The following is a 14,230-nucleotide window of genomic DNA, read 5'->3' as shown; positions in this document are numbered from 1 at the left end:
ATTCCACGGCTCCGAGACCGTGAACACCAGGACGTGAAACTGGTGGCAACACCGATCGGCCGAGCGGACACGAACAGGTATGACGACCGAAGACCCTGACGACCGCGCGTTGTGGTCGCAGGCCGCTGGGGGCAGTCCGTACGCCTTCGGGGTGCTGTTCGACAGGCATGCCAGAGCGGTCTACAACCACTGCTTCCGGTTGACCGCGTCGTGGGCCGCGGCGGAGGACCACCTGCAGGCCACGTTCCTGATGGCGTGGCGCAAGCGCGACAAGATGCCCGTGCTGGAGCGGGAGTCGGCTCTGCCGTGGCTCCTCGCGGTGGCCACGAACGTCGTGCGCAACGAGCAGCGGTCCCTCGGGCGGCGGTTGCGGCTGTTCGGGCGGGTGGCCGAGGAGCGGCCGATGCCCGACCACGCCGATCACGTCGCCGAGCGGGTGGACGACCAGCGGCGGATGAGTGCCGTGCTCAAGGCTGTCGCGCGGTTGCCGCGCAACGAACGGGAGGCGCTCACCCTCTGTGTGTGGTCGGGGGTGTCCTACGCCGACGCAGCCGTCGTCCTCGGCATCGCCGAGGGAAGTGTGCGGGCTCGGGTCAGCAAGGCCAAGTTCCGGCTGCAGCAGATTCTCGGTGATCAGCGCCAGGTCGTCCCGCTCGCCGCACTGACCGTGGAGGACCGATGACCAGCACGCTTCCGCCCGCCCGGGACCTGCCACCCGGCCGTCAGGACGAGATTCGCGTCGAGATCGAGCAGGCCGTCGCCGGACGGGGCGCACGGCGGATGCGGCTCGCCCCGGTGCTCGCCGCGGCCACCGCGGTCGGTGCCGTGGTCGCCGGGGTGGTGTTCTTCACGCCGTCGTCGCAGCCGCAGACCGCGATCCAGCCGGCGCCGATGACGACGCAGTCCGCGTCGGCGACTCCGACGACGAGGCCGGCGCCGGTCGTCCCCGGCCTCTCCGAGGAACGGATCGCCGCGATTGAGAAGGGCTGCCTGGAGTCCACCGGTCTCTCCGGCGAACCGAAGCTCTACCAGCACGTCGGTTCTGGGCCTGGAGCGTTCGCGTTGATCTACACCGCCAACGCGATGCTGACCTGCACGCTCGACAGCGGCGGCATGGCCTTCAACTCCGGCTTCTCCAGCGGGTTCGACCCGGAGTGGCTGCCAGGGCACTTCTCGACGGACAGCATCGGGGCGTCGAGCGGCGGTGACACGCCGTACAACAGGCCGATCTACCGGGGCGTGCACGGCTACCGGACGGCGGCCGGCCGGGTCGACTCGAAGGTCGCCAGGGTGACGTTCACCGCGGACGGGCAGACCGTCGACGCCACGATCGCGAACAACACCTTCGTCGCGCGCATCGTGCATCCCACGACCTGGTCGCCACCGGAGGACAACCAGTTCGGTGAGGTCAGGGCCTACGACGCGGTCGGCAACCTGCTCGGCACCAACAAAGGATCGGAGAAGTGCTACGCCAACCCGCAGGGGGTGATCGTCCCCGGCGGGTGGGTGAACCCGGACACCGATCCGAAGACGTGCGAGCCGGCGCTGCCGTGGCGCTAACGGGCGCTACCCACCGGTAGCAACAACCGACATACTGGTTGGTATGACGACTGTGGCGAACTTCGGCGGCACCAGCCACTACGCGGACCTTGACGGGCCCGTGCACTGGGTCGACTTCGGCGGACCCGAGGACGGGCCGAGGATGGTCCTGGTGCACGGGCTCGGCGGCTCCCACCTCAACTGGGCGTTGCTGGCGCCGTTGCTCGCGGAGAAGGCCCGCGTCACCGCCGTCGACCTCGCCGGGCACGGCCTGACCAACCCCGAGGGGCGCAAGACCACGGTCCAGGCCAACGCGAAGCTGCTCGGCCGGTTCATCAGGGAGATCGCGCAGGAGCCGGTGATCCTCGTCGGCAACTCGATGGGCGGGATGATCTCCCTCTTCCACGCCGCCTACAACCCCGACCTGGTCAGGGGCCTGGTGCTGGTCGACCCCGCGCTGCCGATGGTGTTCGGCACGCGGCCCGACCCGTTGATGCTGAGCACGTTCTTCATGTACTCGGTGCCGGGCCTTGGCGAGCGGTTCCTCGCCAAGGCGAAGACCGTTCCGGCACGCAAGCAGGTCGAACGGGTGCTGGAGCTGTGCTGCGCGGACCCGAGCAGCATCCCGGAGAAGCTCAAGCAGGCGTCAGAGCACCTCATCGGCGAGCGGGCCAAGGTCCCCGGCCTCGACGCGGCGTTCCTCGCGGCCGCCCGCAGCACCGTGTTCACGACGTCCAAGCGCGGCGCCTACTACGCGGCGATGTCCAGGCTGCGCGTGCCGGTGTTCCTGATGAGCGGCGACCGCGACCGGCTCGTCAACGTCGCCGCCGCCCGCTATGTGGCCCGCAGGCACCCGCACTGGCGCTACGACGAGTACGAGGGCATCGGTCACGTGCCCCAGATGGAGATCCCCGAGGTCGTGTCCGAGCGGGTCCTGGACTGGATGGACGCCAACCGCCTGAGCACCGCGGCCAGCTGACCCAGCGTGAGCCGCTCCCGCAGCACGGGGGCGGCTCCGGTCAGCACGAAGTGGTCGTCGAACTGCTCCAGTCCGGTCAGCTCGATGCCGCGCGGCAGCTCGGGCACCGCGAACACGCGCGCGGGCAACCACCGGTGCAGCCGCACGTGCAGCTCGGAGCCGACCAGCTGCACGGTCAGCGGCAGCCAGCTGAGCCGGTTCAGCTCGGGGATGTCCGAATGCGCCACCTCGACGCGGAACTCGACCGGCGACGACACCAGCGTCGCGGGCGGGTTCACGTGGACGTCGCGGCACACGACGGTCGCGCGGCGGGCACGCCAGCGCGACCACCGCACGTTCTCCAGCTCGACGCGGACGTCGTCGACCTGGCCGAGCGCGAGTCCCAGGGCGCCCAGCCGTGCGTCGAGGCCCACCACGGTCAGGTGCAGGTCGTGCGCACCCGCCTGGACCGTCAGGTCGTGTCTCAGGCCTGTTCCTCGGCTTCTGAGGCTTCGGCGGCGAGCGCGACCATCTCGTCGAAGCCCGCGCGGATGCCGTCGGCGAGCAGCTGCACGTCCGGCACGCCGTCGAAGTCGGCGTTGATGCCGAACGTGAACCTGTCCAGGTAGGAGAAGATGCCGACGGTGATCCGGATCGTCGAGGCGATCGGCACGTACGGGAACATCTCCACCAGCGGACGCCCGAGCATGTAGAGCGGGATGCGCGGGCCCGGCACGTTCGTCGTGACGGTCTGCAGGATCTGCTGCGGGAACCGCATCGCGGTCCGCGAGCCCAGCGCCATCAACGTCGGCGCGGCGAAGTTCGACAGGTTCGTGATCACGTCGGCACCGGCGGCCTGCCGCGAGCTCTTCAGGTCGTCCATCTGCGCGCGGATCGACGCGAGACGCTTGACCGGGTCCGCCTCACCGACGGGCAGGTTCACCAGCACGGCGCTGACGCGGTTGTTCAGCTCGTTGTGCTGGTCGGCCTTGCGCATCGACACGGGAACCATGGTCCGCACGACCATGCCGTCGGTCAGCTCGCCTCGCTTCTCCAGCAGGTCGCGGAAACCGCGCGTGATCGCCGTGAGGATCACGTCGTTGACGGTGCCGCCCGCGGCCCTGCGGATCTGCTTGATCTCCCCCAGTGACGCGCGCGCCCACACCCAGCGGCGGTGCGGCCCGATAGGACCGTTCAACGACGTCGCGGCCCGCGTGACCAGTCGCCGCGCCGTGCCGGGGAGCGAGCTGAGCACCGACTTGCCGAAGTCGAGGATCTCGTTGAACGACCGCAGGTTCCGCGCCAGGGCGGGCAGCGCGGCGAGGTGCTGCACCGGCGTGACGACCGCGTCGCGCACCCCGTCGACGACCAGGTCGAGGGTCGACGGCTGCGGCTCGGGCTTCCACTCGCGCGGCTCCGGGAGAACGCTTTCCTGCCGGAAGTCCAGCATGAGCTGGAGCATGTCCGTTCCGGACACACCGTCGATCATGCAGTGGTGGACCTTGGAGATGATCGCCCAGCGGCCGCCTTCGAGCCCTTCGACGAGCCAGGCCTCCCACAGCGGCTTCGTGTCGTCGAGCTTCTGCGCGAAGATCCGGCCCGCGAGGTTGCGCAGCTGGTCCTCACCGCCCGGCGACGGCACGGCGGTGTGCCGCACGTGGTACAGGATGTTGAAGTGGTCGTCGTCGACCCAGACCGGACGGCCGACGTGGAACGGCAGGGCCTTCACCTTCTGCCGGTAGCGGGGGACCTGGTCCAGCCGCGACACGAAGAGGCGGATCACGTCGCCGTAGGACGGCACCGGGCCGTCGAACACCAGGACGGAACCGACGTGCATGGGCACGTTCTCGTCCTCGATGAAGTAGAAGCCTGCGTCCAAAGAGCTCATCCGGTCCACTCGAAAAATGCTAGAGGACCGCTCCAGCCGAATCGACGTCCATGCAGGTGAGAGGCAGTGCACACGTGTGAGGTTGCCAACGTGTTACCTGACCGTGGCGAATCGAGACTCGAAAAGACTGGCGAAAAGATCGTTCACGAAACATCATGGACTCACCGGGCAACGAGGCCCGGTGACGCCGGCTCGGGGTTGTCGACGTGTGGGGAGGCTCCTATGTCTGCCGTACCTTCAGACGAAGTCTTCGACGTTCCGTCTGGCTCTCCACTCCACCTCGTCAGAGGATCCGCGCCGCGCCTGTTCTGGTACCTCACCGAGCCCACCCGCTGCGCGCTCGACGTCGGCGAGTTCGTCGCCACGCGGTCGATGCTCAAGGGCGCCCCGTCGGGCGACGGCCACCCGGTGCTCGTGTTCCCCGGCCTCGGCGCCGCGGACTCGTCGACGGTGATGCTGCGCCGCTTCCTGTCCGGTTTGGGCTATCAGGTGCGCCCGTGGGGCCTGGGCCGCAACATCGGCCCGACCCGGCGCGCGGTCGACGGCATGCACGCCTTGGTGAAGAAGGTTTCCTCCGAGTACGGAGGCCCGGTCTCCATCGTGGGCTGGTCGCTCGGCGGCATCTTCGCGCGCGAGATGGCGCGCGACCACCCGCACCGCGTGCGCCAGGTGATCACGCTCGGCTCGCCGTACAACATGTCGGATCCCGCGCAGTCACGGGCGACGCCCGCGTTCTCGTTGTTCTCGCGCCTGCACATCCCGCGCGAGGAGTTCCCGCCGCCGGAGTCGACCAGGCCGCCGATCCCGGTACCCGCCACGTCGATCTACTCCAAGACGGACGGCATCGTGTCGTGGGAGTCGTGCATCGAGGAGCCGGGACCGCGGCGGGAGAACGTCCAAGTGTCGTCGTCACACCTCGGATATGGCTTCAACTCGAGCGTTCTGTGGGTCGTGGCAGACCGGCTGGCGCAGGCGGAGGGTGTGTGGGCACCCTTCGCCGTGCCGCCGGGGATGGCCCGCCTGTACCCGCGGGCCGCCTAACTGGTCATCGGCTTGCCGTTCGCCGTGACGTTGGTGAACTTCAGGCCGTCCACGTTCTTGACGGTGTTGGTGGTGGAGCCGACACCGTTGAACTTGGAGTCACGGACCTCCAGTCCCTTCACGTGTTCCTGCGCCAGCCCGGACACGTCGAGCACCTTCGACGCCTTGGTGCAGCTGGAGTTCGAGATGGAGAACGGCCCGAACTTCGGGACGTTGCTGCCCGTCTGCGAGTTGTAGGTCGTGGTGACGTAGACGAACGAGCGCGCGAAGACGCCGGACACGCTGTCCAGGTTGATGTTCTGCGAGAAGCCGCCGCGCTTCGTGTTCGACTTGACGTACAGGGCGAACTTGGTGGCACCGACGCAGTTCAGCTTGTAGCCGTAGACGTTGCGGATGCCGCCGGTCTGCTCGGAGCCGCACGTGATGGCGCCCCAGTTGCCGTTCATGCGGCAGTTGACGACGACGAGGTTCTGGCACGGCACATTCACTCTTCTGCCGTCCTCGTCGCGGCCCGACTTGATGGCCACGTTGTCGTCGTGGGCGCCGAGGTCGCTGTTGGAGATCACGACGTGGTCGCACGATTCCGGGTCGCACGCGTCGGTGTTGTTAGCGGCCGTTGACGGGTCGGTGTGCACGTCGTCGACCGTGACGTTCTTGCACAGCGTCGGGTGGATCTGCCAGAACTTGGGGTTCTTCAGGGTGATGCCCTGGATCAGCACCGTGTCGCACGAGTAGGGCTCGACGAACGTCGAGCGCATGTTCTTGCCGGAGCCGGGAACCACGCGCTTCTCCGGCGGGGTTCCCTTGGCCACCAACGACTCCAGGTACGAGCGGTCGCTGCCCTTGTTCCACGAACCGGTGGCGCCCGCGTCGAGGGTGCCGCGGCCCGTGAGCGCGATGTTGGTCTGCTTGTAGGCGTAGACCATGGGGGAGTGGTTCATGCACTCGATGCCCTCGTAGCGCGTCAGCACGGTCGGGAACTTCGAGGCGTCACCGGAGAACTTGAGCAGCACGCCGTTTTCGAGATGGAAGTCGACGTTGCTCAGCAGATGGATCGCGCCCGTCACGTACGTGCCCTCGGGGACGATCACGTGACCGCCGCCCGCCGCGTTGCAGGCGGCGATGGCCTTGCGAAACGCTTCGGTGTTGTCGGTCTTGTTGTCGCCCTTGGCGCCGTACGCGGTCGCGTCGAAGTTCTTGTCGGGGAACGACGGGAGCTTCGTGTTCCGCACGATCTCGTTGGCGGCCGGCCAGGGCAGTTCGGGTACCGCGAGCGCCGTCCTGGTCAGCACGGGGGTGGCGATCGCGGCCACCGCGGTTGCCTTCATCAGCAGTCGGCGATTGATCCTGCCGTCCATTCGACGTCCTCTTCCCTCGAGGCGAACGGCGGCGTTGGAACAAGACTGTAAACGTTTGCGGCGAGCCTCACAACAACCGGAACGCGGCCAGCGCGAGCTTCATCCTTGCCGGATCGGCGACGTCGAGGACCTTGCCGATCTGCTCCAGGCGGCGCGACACGCTGCTGTGGTGCAGGTGCAGCAGGTCGGCGGCGCGGCGCAACGAGCCGGTGGCGCAGTAGGCGTCCAACGTCTCCAGGTCTTCCGAGGACAGGGCGGCCACCGCTGCCACGTCGGCGTTCGCGCGCAGCGCCTCCGCCGGGAGCTGAGCGAGCAGGGCCAGTGCCCCGAGGTCGGGGTAGCGGACGACCGGGGTGCGCGCGGTGGTGAAGCGGAGGGCGACCTGGGCCTCGGACCAGGCGCGCGAGGGGCAGGAGTCAGCGCCGATGCCCGCGCGGACCCCAGCGGGGAAGTCGCCGAGCGAGGACGCGAGCAACACGCTCGTGCCGCTCACCTCGGCAGCTTTGATCGGACGGGACGGGCAGACCGCTGCCGCCACCCGGTCCAGTGCGAGCTCCGCGCACACCGCGGCGACCAGCACCGGCCGATCCGGCGTGAAACCCAGCAGCCGCAACGCCCGTGCGCGTCCGGCCTCGTCGCTGCTCGCGCTGATCACCAGCTCCACCAGCGCCGGGTCCGCCATCGTCGTGCGCGCGGGCCCGTAGCGCTCGACCACCCCTGCGACGGCGATCGCGAGGCGGTCCAGCACCACCTCGTCGAGCGGGTTGGCCACGCCACCCCGTTCGAGCCAGACCTCGCCGATCTCCTCGTCGTCGAGCGTGATCGGGCTCCGGGACGACACCGGTTCAGCCACCCCGGCTTCGGTGCCCGCGGGCGACATGCGGGTCACCTGACCCGTGCTGTGCAGGCGGATCCCGGTGACGCACTCGGCCAGCCCGGCCGAGGCCCGCGCCAGCGCCGGGAGATCGACCCGGCGGCGCATCAGGGTGTCGTAGAACATCACGACGCGGATCGCGCCCTCGACGTGCGAGTCGAGGTTCGACAGCCGGGTCGCCAGGGCCTCCATGCCGACGACGATAGCGACGATTGGCGCGTCACCACCCCGGATCGCGCGACGCGCGTCGGCTGAAGAGCGACAAGAAGATCGTCAGGATGACGAGCATGGATCCCGAGCTGGAAGCGTTCGTCCCGTTCTTCCCCCAAGCCGAGCTGACCGACGTGGTGAAGGAACGCCGGTTCCTCGCCGAGCTCGCGGCGGGCATCCCGGCGGAGACGGACGGCATGGAGATCGAGGACCGCGTGGTGCCCGGCGACCCCGAGGTGCTGGTGCGGATCTACCGGCCGGACAGCGCGCAGGGCACGGTCGTGTGGCTGCACGGCGGCGGCTGGTGCATGGGAGACGTCGACACCGAACACCCGTGGGCGTCCCGTGTGGCCGCACGGTCGGGAGCGACGGTGATCTCGGTCGGCTACCGGCTGGCGCCCGAGAACCCGTTCCCTGCCGCGCTGGAGGACGCGTGGACGGTCCTGGTGTGGGCGCACGAGAACGCCGACGACCCGGACCGTCTCGCGGTCGCCGGGCACAGCGCGGGCGGCGGGCTCGCCGCGGCGCTGGCGTTGAAGGCACGCGACGAGCAGGGGCCGCCCATCCGGTTCCAGCTGTTGCACCAGCCGGGCCTCGACGACCGGCTGACCACGTGGTCGGCGCGGCATTTCACCGAAACGCCCTGGTACAACCGCGCCAAGGCGGTCCAGGCGTGGAGTCACTACCTGGGCGGCCATCCCGCCACGCCGTACGCGGCACCGGCGCGCAGCGACGACCTGTCCGACCTGCCGCCCGCCTACATCGCCACGGCCGAGTTCTGCCCGAACCGCGACGAGGACATCGCCTACGCGATGCGCCTCATGCAGTCGGACGTGCAGGTCGAGCTGCACCAGTGGCCGGGCACGTTCCACGGCTCGCAAGCGCTTTTGTCCGCCGACGTGTCGCAACGGCAGTTCGCCGAGATCGGCGCCGTGCTGCGCCGCGCGTTGGCCGAGTGAACGAGGAGAAGACATGAATCGACTGGGGGCACCGGCCGACCACCTGCAGTCCACTTTGGATGATCTGCACCGGGCGGGGATTCCCGGTGTGTTCGCCGAAGTGCGCGACGGCGACCAGGTGTGGCGCGGTGCGGCCGGAGTCGCCGACCTGGACACCGGTCGGCCCATCAGGCCGGAGATGCGGCACCGGATCGGCAGCGTCACCAAGACGTTCACCGCAGCCGCGGTGCTGCGGCTGGCCGAGCAGGGCAGGATCGGCCTCGACGACCCGGTCAGCCGCCACCTGAGCCTCGTTCCCGGCGAACGCGGCGACCGCATCACCGTCCGGATGCTGCTGAACATGACGAGTGGCCTGGCCGACTACCGCTTCCTCGCGTTCCCGTCCCTGCTGGAGGGATCGCCGCAAAGCGTGGAGGACCACCAGTTCCGGCACTTCTACCCGCGTGAGCTGATCAAGCTGGGCGTCGACGCGCCCGCGGTCGAGTCCGGCGTCTACTCCAACACCGGCTACCTGCTGCTCGGCCGGCTCATCGAGAAGGTCACCGGTGTGCCGGCCGAGCGCTACATCACGCGCGGCGTCATCGAACGCGCCGGGCTGCGCAACACGATGTTCCCGACCGGGACACGCATCGAAGGCTCGCATTCGCTGATGTACGAGGCGTTGTTCGGCCTTCTCGACCCGCCGCGCGACTACAGCGTCTACGACATGTCGTGGGTGGGCGTCTCGGCGTCGCTGATCTCGACGATGGACGACATCAACCGGTTCTACCGCCTGCTGCTCGATGGCAAGATCGTCTCGCGGAACTCGTTGGCGCAGATGCAGCAGACGGGCCCGGTGATCGCCTTCGACGGCTCGACGGTCCAGTACGGCCTCGGCCTGCACCGGCTGGAGACGCCGTGCGGCACGTTCTGGGGCCACGACGGTTCGACGTGGGGTGCGGGCACCTGGTCGTTCACCAGCGCCGATGGCAAGCGTCAGGTGTCACTCGCGGTGAACCTCCAGCGGTGGAACAACAAGGCGATCGACGAGGCGCTGGTGGCGTTCCAGCAGAAAGCGTTGTGTCAGCTGTAGATGGTGACCGTGAGGCGCGGGTTCGAACGGAAGTCCACGGACTCGTACGACACCCGCGCCAACGGCATCGAGCCCGCCGCCGCCGTCAGCGTCGTCTCGATCTCGTTGCGCTCGTCCTCGGTCAGGTACGGCCAGAACGAGCTGTGCCAGACCACCGTGTACGTGCCGCGCTCGTCGGGCGGTACGAGGTTCTCCCGCAGCCACCGCCCGGCAGGCGACCTCGCCACCTTCACGCCGACCTTGGCGGCCAGCTCGATCGCGTCGTCGAGGTCCCACCGCAACGAGTCGTGCTCGGGCGGGATGAACGAGTGCAGGATCATCGCGTGCTTGGGATCGCCCGGATCGCGCGGCTGCAGGTCACAGCCGGCGCGGTCGACGATCTCCAGCTCGGGCGGCCGCGGCCCGGCGGCGGCCAGGCGCACCGGCGAGTCCTTGTCGCCCCACTCCCAGCCGAGCCCGAACCAGCGGTAGCGGTCCAGGATCAGGTTCAGCCCCGCGCACGCGCCCAGTTCGAGGAGCCGGACCTTGGGCGCCCCGATCATGGTCAGGCCGCGCAGCAGGAACCCGGCGGTCTTGGGCTGGTGCTGCTGCACCGTGCGATCCAGCGCCGCCAGGATCTCGCCCGCGTTCTCGACGATCGCCCGCCGTGCCGCGAGCCACGCCAGCAACGCCGTCGAGTCGGACTCGCCCGCCATCGCCGCGGCGTGCGCGCTGGCGAACCGCTGGCTCAGCTCCGGCGCTTTTCCCGACAGCATCAACAACCGCACACCGGCGAGCGCCTGGATGCCGAACAACGGACTGTGCACGGCGCTGTGCGAGCAGAGCAGCTCGGCCACCGGCCCGCCGCGGTCGAGTTCGCCCGCGAGTTCGGAGAGGATGCGCGCCGACACGGGTGCGCTGGTGCGCAACCGCACCGCGAACGTCCGCAGTGTGGAGGCGCCGATGCCTGCCGCGGCCACGCTTCCTCCCCTCTTCGGCAAAGAACTTTACAAGGGAATGAACGTCATCCCGCCCATCCGAGACCGGGCGTGGCGCCACAACGCGGTGGGTATCGTGCGGCCTGTGAGCGAGTTCCTGGAGCTGTCCGCGGCCGGTCCGGTCGCCACTTTGACGATCAACCGCCCGGCCAAGCGTAACGCGATGAGCTACGAGATGTGGTCGGCGCTGCCCTCGTTGATGGCCCGTGTTTCCGCAGATGACGCGGTCAGGGTGCTCGTGATTCGCGGTGGTGAGCACTTCTCCGCGGGTGCCGACATCGCCGAGTTCTCGACGTTGCGCCGAGGTGCCGAGGGTGCCGCCCACTACGGCGAGGCCGTGCACAACGGCGAACGCGCGATCGCTCAGCTCGACAAGCCGACGATTGCGGCGATTTCCGGTTTCTGTGTCGGCGGTGGGTGTGAGATCGCCCTCGCCTGCGACATCCGCGTGTCATCTTCGGATGCGAAGTTCGGCATCACGCCCGCGAAGCTCGGCATCGTCTACAACTTCACGTCCACCAAGCAGCTCGTCGACGTGGTCGGCCCGGCGTGGGCGAAGCAGATCCTGTTCTCGGCCGATCTGATCGACTCGGCCACGGCGCTGCGGATCGGTCTGGTCAACGAGGTCGTGGAGTCGGTCGAGGCACGCGTGAAGGAACTGTCCGAACAGATCGCGGGGCGGGCGCAGGTGTCGGTGCGGGGCGCGAAGAAGATCATCAACTCGATCACCGACGGTGGGCACGAGGACGACTTCGTGCGAGCGTTGTACGCGGAGGCCGCTTCCAGTACCGACTACGCGGAAGGCGTGTCGGCGTTCCTGGAGAAGCGGCCCCCGCTGTTCCAGTAGCGAGTCGCAGCTATCTCTTGAGATGTGACAGTGAGGGTGATTTCGGCAGGCAGCCGCGCTTCCCAACTGCACGGTTGGCAGCCGTTGGAGTGATCAGCAAACGTTTGCGTCAGCATTTCTCTACCGCCAACTCGGCAGCGACGTGCATGCGAGCGCGACCATCCGGGCTTTCGGAGACGAGCGCCAGACCGCCCCTGACCGACTCGACGGAGCACAACCAAGCCGCGACGCTCTGCTAGAAGCGTTCGGCGTCGATCGTCGTGTCCGGGCCGTGTCCGGTGTGGACCACGGTGTCGCCTGGCAGTTCGAACAGCTTCTCCCTGATCGACCGCTCGATCGTCGGCCGGTCGGAGAACGAGCGGCCGGTCGCGCCCGGCCCGCCCTGGAACAGGGTGTCGCCGGTGAACACCGCGCCCAGCGACGGCACGTAGAAACACACCGCGCCAGGCGAATGCCCAGGCGTGTGCAGCACGTGGATCTCTTGCCCTGCAACGGTGAGTATCTGCCCGTCCTCCAACGCCAGGTGCGGGATCACGCCGGTGTGCGTGAGGCCCCACACCACGTGATCCGCCTGGTGCAGAGCCATGGGTGCACCGGTGGCGTGCGCCAGATCCGGCGCCACCCGCACGTGGTCGTCGTGCGCGTGCGTCAGCAGGATCGCCACCACACGACGCCCGTCGACAACTTTCAGGATCGCGTCGACGTCGTGCGGCGCGTCGATGACGACGCACTCCGACGAGTCCCCGACGACCCACACGTTGTTGTCGACGTCGAAGGTCTCGCCGTCCAACGAGAACGTGCCGGACGTGACCGCGTGATCAACCCGCAGAACCATCAGAAGACCACGACCGATCGCAGCACGTCACCGTGGTGCATCTTCTCGAAGGCCGCTTCCACGCCACCCAGAGGGATCTCCTCGGTGACGAACGCGTCCAGGTCGAACCGGCCCTGCTGGTACAGGTCGACGAGCATCGGGAAGTCACGCGACGGCAGGCAGTCGCCGTACCACGAGGACTTCAGCGCGCCGCCGCGCGAGAAGAAGTCGATCAGCGGCATCTCGAGCTTCATGTCCGGCGTCGGAACGCCCACCAGCACCACGGTTCCGGCCAGGTCGCGGGCGTAGAAGGCCTGCTTCCAGGTTTCGGGACGGCCGACGGCGTCGATCACCACGTCGGCGCCGAAGCCGTCGGTCAGGTGCTGGATCTCGGTGATCACGTCGTCGACGTCGCGGACGTTGATGGTGTGCGTGGCGCCGAAACCCTTGGCCCACTCCAGCTTTCGCGGGTCGGTGTCTACGGCGATGATCTTCGCGGCACCCGCGAGGCGGGCTCCCGCGATGGCGCCGTCGCCCACGCCGCCGCAGCCGATCACGGCCACCGAGTCGCCGCGCGTGACACCGCCGGTGTTCACGGCGGCACCCACGCCGGCCATGACGCCGCAGCCCAGCAGGCCCACGGCGGCGGCGCGAGCGGACGGGTCGACCTTCGTGCACTGTCCTGAGTGGACCAACGTCTTCTCGGCGAACGCGCCGATGCCCAGGGCCGGTGAGAGCTTGGTGCCGTCGGCCAGCGTCATGGGCTGCGAGGCGTTGAACGTCGAGAAGCAGTACCAGGGCTTGCCGCGACGACAAGCACGGCAGGTGCCGCAGACAGCGCGCCAGTTCAGCACGACGAAGTCGCCGGGCTCCAGGTCGGTGACGCCCGAGCCGACGGACTCCACGACGCCCGCGGCCTCGTGGCCCAGCAGGAACGGGAATTCGTCGTTGATGCCGCCCTCGCGGTAGTGCAGGTCGGTGTGGCAGACGCCGCACGCCTGCACGCGGACCACGGCCTCACCGGGACCGGGGTCCGGGACGATCACGGTGGTCAGCTCGACCGGCTCGCCTTTTCCTCTGGCGACAACACCTTGGACCTCTTGCGCCACGCTGCGACTCCGTCCTCGAAGATCACTTGATCAACGTCGTGCCCTCGAACTCACCGAGTACCTCCCGGTAGAACTCAATCCCTACACCGTTGGGGTCGCGGATGTACAGGCTGTCCTCGACGCCCCGGTCGGGGCCCAGGTACTCGATCCCGGCGTCGTCCAGTTTGGCCTTCATCTCGTCGAACCGCTCGGGGGAGATGGACAGCGCGAGGTGCTGCACGGCGCCGATCGTCTCCATGAAGTCCGGGTGGTCGTGGCCGGGGAAGTCGAAGAACCCCAGCAGGTTCTTGTGGCCGAGGTCGAAGAAGAAGTGGCTGGAGCCGCGGTAGTCGCGGTTCTCCACGAGCTCCACCAGCGGGAAGCCGAGGAACTCCTGGTAGAACTTGATGGTTTCCTCGACGTCCTTGCAGATCAAAGCGATGTGGTGGACGCCGCGGGTCGGTGAGCCGCCGCGCTCGTCGAGCGGCTTCACGTACTTCTCGTGCAGCTCGGCGCGCTTGGCCCTGATCGCGTCGAGTTCGGCACCCTCTGGCTGTGGCATGCGGGCTAGAATAGTTGAGTGTTCAAACTTCCGCAGGCCTAGC

Annotated in this window: 15 protein-coding genes; 7 read left to right on the top strand and 8 right to left on the bottom strand. The window is 68.4% G+C overall.

The genetic code is table 11. From position 1 onward, the window contains the following. The first annotated feature begins 79 nt into the window (after positions 1–79). From JOD27_RS42155 to JOD27_RS42145, 3 genes are read left to right on the top strand one after another with little or no spacing between them, the layout of a single operon-like run. The gene (locus tag JOD27_RS42155; RefSeq protein ID WP_204768003.1) at positions 80–682 is read left to right on the top strand and encodes an RNA polymerase sigma factor; all 603 of its coding nucleotides are present in this window, start codon (positions 80–82) and stop codon (positions 680–682) included. Further along, positions 679–1,560, top strand: a complete 882-nt coding sequence (locus JOD27_RS42150; RefSeq protein ID WP_204768002.1) for a hypothetical protein — start codon at positions 679–681, stop codon at positions 1,558–1,560. The genes JOD27_RS42155 and JOD27_RS42150 overlap by 4 nt, the downstream gene beginning before the upstream one ends. A gap of 43 nt (positions 1,561–1,603) precedes the next feature. Further along, positions 1,604–2,518, top strand: a complete 915-nt coding sequence (locus JOD27_RS42145) for an alpha/beta fold hydrolase (protein WP_204768001.1) — start codon at positions 1,604–1,606, stop codon at positions 2,516–2,518. Here the strand turns inward: JOD27_RS42145 and JOD27_RS42140 are convergent. Next, the gene (locus tag JOD27_RS42140) at positions 2,428–2,931 is read right to left on the bottom strand and encodes a hypothetical protein (RefSeq protein WP_204768000.1); all 504 of its coding nucleotides are present in this window, start codon (positions 2,929–2,931) and stop codon (positions 2,428–2,430) included. The genes JOD27_RS42145 and JOD27_RS42140 overlap by 91 nt on opposite strands. A gap of 50 nt (positions 2,932–2,981) precedes the next feature. Then, on the bottom strand, positions 2,982–4,385 hold the full coding sequence (locus JOD27_RS42135) for a WS/DGAT/MGAT family O-acyltransferase (RefSeq protein ID WP_239571464.1): 1,404 nt from the start codon (positions 4,383–4,385) through the stop codon (positions 2,982–2,984). Between the two features lie 222 nt (positions 4,386–4,607). Here JOD27_RS42135 and JOD27_RS42130 point away from each other — a divergent pair, with 222 nt between their 5' ends. Continuing rightward, entirely contained in the window at positions 4,608–5,426 is an 819-nt protein-coding gene (locus tag JOD27_RS42130; protein WP_204767998.1) for an esterase/lipase family protein, read from the top strand. Here the strand turns inward: JOD27_RS42130 and JOD27_RS42125 are convergent. Together JOD27_RS42125 and JOD27_RS42120 are read right to left on the bottom strand one after the other, a co-directional pair. Beyond that, positions 5,423–6,784 carry a glycoside hydrolase family 28 protein gene (locus JOD27_RS42125; RefSeq protein ID WP_204767997.1) on the bottom strand — a complete coding sequence of 454 codons (1,362 nt, stop codon included), beginning with the start codon at positions 6,782–6,784 and terminating at the stop codon, positions 5,423–5,425. The genes JOD27_RS42130 and JOD27_RS42125 overlap by 4 nt on opposite strands. Before the next feature lie 67 nt (positions 6,785–6,851). Beyond that, positions 6,852–7,850: a helix-turn-helix domain-containing protein gene (locus JOD27_RS42120; RefSeq protein WP_204767996.1), complete on the bottom strand. Its 999-nt coding sequence runs from the start codon at positions 7,848–7,850 to the stop codon at positions 6,852–6,854. 95 nt (positions 7,851–7,945) lie between these two features. Here JOD27_RS42120 and JOD27_RS42115 point away from each other — a divergent pair, with 95 nt between their 5' ends. Beyond that, positions 7,946–8,827, top strand: coding sequence for an alpha/beta hydrolase (locus tag JOD27_RS42115; RefSeq protein ID WP_204767995.1), 882 nt, complete (start codon positions 7,946–7,948; stop codon positions 8,825–8,827). A gap of 13 nt (positions 8,828–8,840) precedes the next feature. Then, positions 8,841–9,899: a serine hydrolase domain-containing protein gene (locus tag JOD27_RS42110; protein ID WP_204767994.1), complete on the top strand. Its 1,059-nt coding sequence runs from the start codon at positions 8,841–8,843 to the stop codon at positions 9,897–9,899. Here the strand turns inward: JOD27_RS42110 and JOD27_RS42105 are convergent. Continuing rightward, on the bottom strand, positions 9,890–10,858 hold the full coding sequence (locus JOD27_RS42105) for a DUF2332 family protein (protein WP_204767993.1): 969 nt from the start codon (positions 10,856–10,858) through the stop codon (positions 9,890–9,892). The genes JOD27_RS42110 and JOD27_RS42105 overlap by 10 nt on opposite strands. Before the next feature lie 103 nt (positions 10,859–10,961). On the opposite strand from JOD27_RS42105, the gene JOD27_RS42100 reads away from it, so the two are divergent. After that, positions 10,962–11,723 carry an enoyl-CoA hydratase/isomerase family protein gene (locus tag JOD27_RS42100; RefSeq protein WP_307830634.1) on the top strand — a complete coding sequence of 254 codons (762 nt, stop codon included), beginning with the start codon at positions 10,962–10,964 and terminating at the stop codon, positions 11,721–11,723. 235 nt (positions 11,724–11,958) lie between these two features. On the opposite strand, the gene JOD27_RS42095 is transcribed toward JOD27_RS42100, so the two are convergent. Genes JOD27_RS42095 through JOD27_RS42085 form a run of 3 tightly spaced genes read right to left on the bottom strand, consistent with a single transcriptional unit; the run spans position 11,959 to position 14,187 of the window. Beyond that, positions 11,959–12,558, bottom strand: coding sequence for an MBL fold metallo-hydrolase (locus tag JOD27_RS42095; RefSeq protein WP_204767991.1), 600 nt, complete (start codon positions 12,556–12,558; stop codon positions 11,959–11,961). Next, positions 12,558–13,646: an S-(hydroxymethyl)mycothiol dehydrogenase gene (locus JOD27_RS42090; RefSeq protein WP_204767990.1), complete on the bottom strand. Its 1,089-nt coding sequence runs from the start codon at positions 13,644–13,646 to the stop codon at positions 12,558–12,560. Before JOD27_RS42090 ends, JOD27_RS42095 begins: the two co-directional genes overlap by 1 nt. A gap of 22 nt (positions 13,647–13,668) precedes the next feature. Next, a complete protein-coding gene (locus JOD27_RS42085; RefSeq protein WP_204767989.1) occupies positions 13,669–14,187 on the bottom strand; it encodes a VOC family protein in 519 nt (172 codons plus the stop codon). Between the last annotated feature and the right edge of the window lie 43 nt (positions 14,188–14,230).

Origin of the sequence: Lentzea nigeriaca, assembly GCF_016907955.1 — a bacterium.
Taxonomy (GTDB): domain Bacteria; phylum Actinomycetota; class Actinomycetes; order Mycobacteriales; family Pseudonocardiaceae; genus Lentzea; species Lentzea nigeriaca.
Note: the sequence above shows the minus strand (reverse complement) of the source record. Positions and strands in the feature narration are given on the sequence as shown.

Bases quoted from the DNA above. Each gene is read 5' to 3' on its own strand.
- JOD27_RS42155 (WP_204768003.1), top strand. From the start codon at position 80: ATGACGACCGAAGACCCTGACGACCGCGCGTTGTGGTCGCAGGCCGCT.
- JOD27_RS42150 (WP_204768002.1), top strand. From the start codon at position 679: ATGACCAGCACGCTTCCGCCCGCCCGGGACCTGCCACCCGGCCGTCAG.
- JOD27_RS42145 (WP_204768001.1), top strand. From the start codon at position 1,604: ATGACGACTGTGGCGAACTTCGGCGGCACCAGCCACTACGCGGACCTT.
- JOD27_RS42135 (WP_239571464.1), bottom strand. From the start codon at position 4,385: ATGAGCTCTTTGGACGCAGGCTTCTACTTCATCGAGGACGAGAACGTG.
- JOD27_RS42130 (WP_204767998.1), top strand. From the start codon at position 4,608: ATGTCTGCCGTACCTTCAGACGAAGTCTTCGACGTTCCGTCTGGCTCT.
- JOD27_RS42125 (WP_204767997.1), bottom strand. From the start codon at position 6,784: ATGGACGGCAGGATCAATCGCCGACTGCTGATGAAGGCAACCGCGGTG.
- JOD27_RS42120 (WP_204767996.1), bottom strand. From the start codon at position 7,850: ATGGAGGCCCTGGCGACCCGGCTGTCGAACCTCGACTCGCACGTCGAG.
- JOD27_RS42115 (WP_204767995.1), top strand. From the start codon at position 7,946: ATGGATCCCGAGCTGGAAGCGTTCGTCCCGTTCTTCCCCCAAGCCGAG.
- JOD27_RS42110 (WP_204767994.1), top strand. From the start codon at position 8,841: ATGAATCGACTGGGGGCACCGGCCGACCACCTGCAGTCCACTTTGGAT.
- JOD27_RS42095 (WP_204767991.1), bottom strand. From the start codon at position 12,558: ATGGTTCTGCGGGTTGATCACGCGGTCACGTCCGGCACGTTCTCGTTG.
- JOD27_RS42085 (WP_204767989.1), bottom strand. From the start codon at position 14,187: ATGCCACAGCCAGAGGGTGCCGAACTCGACGCGATCAGGGCCAAGCGC.